This window comes from Moorena sp. SIO3I6 (assembly GCF_010672095.1).
On the sequence record NZ_JAAHHU010000369.1, the window covers coordinates 1 to 4,225 of the forward strand.

Genomic DNA, 4,225 nt, shown 5'->3' on the forward strand with positions numbered 1-4,225 from the left:
TCGGTTAATGCTAATAGCACTACCCATTAAAGTTAGGACATTGATACAAGCAACAAAAGCTCTTGCCCATAGCGCTATACATTTTTGCCCACCCACAAAGCTATAGCGATATAGTTGTGTTTGCGATCGCCCAGCGCTATATTTCCAACGACATAAATAGGCGTTGCCTATTTATGTCGTTGTTATCTGGTTGTGGAAGGGATAATAAGCAAAGCTTTATCTCTTCTATAGCATTTAGAAATATATCCTAAACAATCTTGCTGAATCGCTTTTTAATAACACAAAAAAAATTATCCATGCTCTTTCATACTCCTCCCTGCTCCCTGCTCCCTAAAATTTCTACTTCACCGAATTTAAACCCAGTAGAATTTTCTATTTTAAGCTAATTAAAGCTTTGATTAAGCTAGGAGTTTTAGGGGAGAAATATTGGTACGTTTTGATCAACTATTTTGATAACTAGCTCAGTAAAATACCTTAGGGTGATCGCTTAATTAATTTTGTTTGTGGAATTTTATACTGAGCTAGTCAATACCTTGAATACAGGAATTAATTTCCTAGAAACAATACCAGGAGAAATATATGGCAACTTTCACTGTTGACACCTTAATTGATGAAAATGATGGCATTGGTACGGGTGGTGTTTCTCTGCGAGATGCCATTGAAGCAGCCAATAATACCCCAGGGGACGATATAATTGAGTTTGCTCCCAACCTCACTGGAACAATTGCCCTTACTAATGGGGCACTGGAGATTATGAGTAATCTGAGCATCGAAGGTAATGGTGATATCACTGTAGATGCTAACAATCAATCCCGTGTCTTTACGGTCGATGATGGAGATACAACCACTGATCAAACCGTGTTGATTGATGGGTTGACCATTACTGGAGGGCAAGACACCCTTGTTGGTGGTATCTTTAATACTGAAATACTAACTATCAACAACAGCACCATTGCCGATAATAACGGCGATATCGGCGGCGGTATTGTCGTCAGCGGCGACGGAACGGCTAATATCGATAACAGCACCATTGCCAATAACGACGGCTTTGTCGGCGGTGTCAACGTCTTCTTCGGCGGAACGGCTAATATCGCTAACAGCACCATTGCCAATAACGACGGCGTTATCGGCGGTGTCAACGTTGACGTCGACGGAACGGCTAATATCGCTAACAGCACCATTGCCAATAACGACGGCGTTATCGGCGGTGTCAACGTCTTCTTCAGCGGATCGGCTAATATCGCTAGCACCATCATTGCCAATAACCAGAATAATAATGATATTTCGGGGGATTTCACCAGTGGTAGCAACAACCTGATTGGAAATGGTGATGGTGGAACCGGCTTTACTAATGGGATGAATGGTGATTTAGTTGGAACCAGCGCTAATCCCATTGATCCGCTCCTCGGTCCATTACAAAACAATGGTGGTCCTACTGAGACCCTAGCACTTCTTCCTGGTAGCCCTGCCATTGATGCTGGCAGCAATCCTAATAGCTTGACTACTGACCAACGAGGTGCTGGATTTGATCGAGTACAGGGTGGTGTCGCTGATATTGGTGCTTTTGAAAGTGTTACTCCACCAGTTACTCCACCAGTTACTCCACCAGTAACCCTTCCACCAGTTATATCAATTGGGATTCTCATGGGTACTCAACGTGATAATCTCTCCGGTGGTAAAGGTGATGATTCCTTATCAGGTTTCAGTGGTAAAGACACTATATTTGGTAATGATGGCTGTGATACTCTCAATGGTGGTTCTGGCAAAGACCTGCTGTTTGGTGGCAATGATCATGATTTACTCCTTGGCGGTCGCGGTGGAGACACCCTTGATGGCGGCCAAGGGGATGATACCCTTGAAGGTGGTTCCGGTCGTGATTTGTTTGTCTTGAGAGCTGGTGATGGTGAAGATACTATCCTGGACTACTCTGATGGCATCGATCAATTCACTTTAGATGGTTTGAGCTTTGACCAACTGGAAATTGTCCAAGGTGATAACGGTACTCTACTCCAGGTTGATAGCACTGATGAAGTCTTAGCATCTTTGGTTGGGGTGGATGCTAGTGTGATTGATGCTGGAGACTTTATCAGTATCTAAGCGATGTCAGCTATCAGCTATAAGCTATAAGCATTCAGCTATAAGCATTCAGCTATAAGCATTCAGCTATAAGCATTCAGTTATCAGCTATCAGCTTTTGAATAGCTTTTGAATAAAACAGGTAAGTATTGGTTTAATCTCTGTTAAGTTAGCTGAAGGCTGACGGCTGAAGGCTGACAGCTTACATTCACCAACCCCTCTCGATCAAGTCACCAGTAAAAGTTCAATAAAGCGATTCCAGGTCATCGCTTCTCCATTGATGCGACCATATAAAAAGTTCACTTCCTTTACACTAAGGGGTGATTCACCTACACTAACAAAAGCTAAATTCATTTCATCGATACTGATAGCATCATCCTGGTTAGAGGTTATCTGAGAAGTCTCATTTGCTACATCCAAGCCCCCGTTGGTCCCCCAATTTTGGGGGACTTTTAGAAGCCAATTGACTCTTGTTCCCCCCAAACTTGGGGGGCTAGGGGGGCAAAATTCAGTATCAAAAAACTTTTCAGATATCCTCTTAGCATCAATTGGTATAAAGTAAGTAATGAAGTCGTTATAGTTAGACATCAATCGTTGCTGACGCAATAACAATTCACCAAACTCAGCCAGATCAATTTCACCACTGCCATCAATATCCAGACAACGAAACAAATAATCTAATTCCTGTTGAGAGATACCTCGTTTGACTTGTCGCAGGTGTTCTGCTAGCTCGTTAACCGAAAGGGTGTTACTGAAATCGGTATCAATGGCATTAAAGAGATATTCGATATTTCCTTTGGTTGAGGTGGAGGCAGACTCAAATAAATATAGCTGGGGTTTACCGGCCATTGCCCCTTGCATCTAACGGCGAAATGTGGTAAGGATATCTTTGGCAACCAGGTAACGCTGGCAATGTTCTTCTGGGCTAGCGATCGCATGTAGGGGAACCGGGACTAATGACGGCAGTGTCTGCTGCAAATACCGGAAACCTAGGATTGTGACCAAACAGAAGGGTAAGGTCAGGATGGGCAAGTTAACTAGGCTGAAGATGTGGCTTAAAATGCCCCCCAGGAGAGTTGAAAAAAAAGCCAAAAAAATGCCCGCAAGTAAGCTGCGCAGGTTGGGGGCAAAAAATACTCCAGAAATAGCCATTGCTGTCAAGATGGCGTTGTAACTGCACAATCCAGCCGAGATGGTGTCAGGACGGATACCTACTATCAGCGCCGCCAGGGTACCGAATACTCCCCCCAATAATCCGACAGCTGCCCCAATCGGTGTACACCAGGCAACTGCCGCCAGGACCAGCACCCCAGCCACAACCTTATCCATGAAAAACACCTGCCCAAACCCAATCGGCACGGAGGTGGCAAGTTGCCACCAATTGATCGGTTCCAAGGCCGGTGGGGGAGTCGGCGTGCTCCCCAAGGTATAAACTGGTTGAGGCATCCAGACCGCAATCACCAGAAATAACAGCGTTGCCGCAATAAAGGGCAAGGTTAGGGGGGGAAATTTCAGCTTGCTGGCAAACCAGACTCCGACGGTCTTGATCAACAGGGTGGTAAGAGTAGAAAAGATGATAGCCCCCATGAGCCAGAGGGGATTCCAGTTACCATTCCCGGATGCCCCAAAAGTAGCAAGTGCTGCTCCGACTAAAATCCCGTTATAGCCAAAGATACCGTTGCGAAGACTATCGCGATTGAGATCAAGGAAGATCGCAGTTACGGTTGAAGCCACCAGACCCACTACACTCATCACCCCCAGCCAAGGTGACTGAATAAACAGTGCTACCAAAATCAATAACCCACTCAGGGGGTTGTTCACAAAGATCACCTGGCCAATGCCACGCAAGTTGTAATTAAAAAAATCCCACAGGGGTTGATGGGCTAAGCGTTGATTGAGAGATTGCAATGTGCCTGCCCCTGGTAGCAACCAGGGAAATAGCTTAGTCCGATTGGGTTTGAACAGTACTAGGTTGGCAATTAGTTCATGGAGCGGTGAGGGTTCAGGGGTAGCTGGGGGAATAGAAGATTTAATCATAGTTGAACAATAGTCAAACTATTCCAAGCAGCAGTGGAGGGAGTCGTCCAGCGAGGCAAAGCCAACTTGGGAGATAAGACCATGTTAGATGCTCTATCACCCGCAGCCAATG

4 protein-coding genes are annotated in these 4,225 nt (G+C 45.2%); 2 read left to right on the top strand and 2 right to left on the bottom strand.

The annotated features are described in order from the left end of the window. Positions 1 to 579 precede the first annotated feature (579 nt). Entirely contained in the window at positions 580 to 2,097 is a 1,518-nt protein-coding gene (locus F6K49_RS36205) for a choice-of-anchor Q domain-containing protein (protein ID WP_293104586.1), read from the top strand. A gap of 204 nt (positions 2,098 to 2,301) precedes the next feature. Here the strand turns inward: F6K49_RS36205 and F6K49_RS36210 are convergent, their stop codons facing one another. Further along, positions 2,302 to 2,925 (bottom strand): EF-hand domain-containing protein, encoded by a 624-nt coding sequence (locus F6K49_RS36210; RefSeq protein ID WP_293104589.1) that lies wholly within the window; start codon positions 2,923 to 2,925, stop codon positions 2,302 to 2,304. A gap of 12 nt (positions 2,926 to 2,937) precedes the next feature. Beyond that, complete coding sequence (locus tag F6K49_RS36215) at positions 2,938 to 4,113, bottom strand: urea transporter (protein WP_293104592.1); 1,176 nt, start codon at positions 4,111 to 4,113, stop codon at positions 2,938 to 2,940. A gap of 9 nt (positions 4,114 to 4,122) precedes the next feature. Between F6K49_RS36215 and F6K49_RS36220 the strand changes: the two genes are divergently transcribed. After that, positions 4,123 to 4,225 (top strand): DAK2 domain-containing protein (locus F6K49_RS36220; RefSeq protein WP_293104595.1); only part of this gene is annotated, 103 nt, incomplete at its 3' end.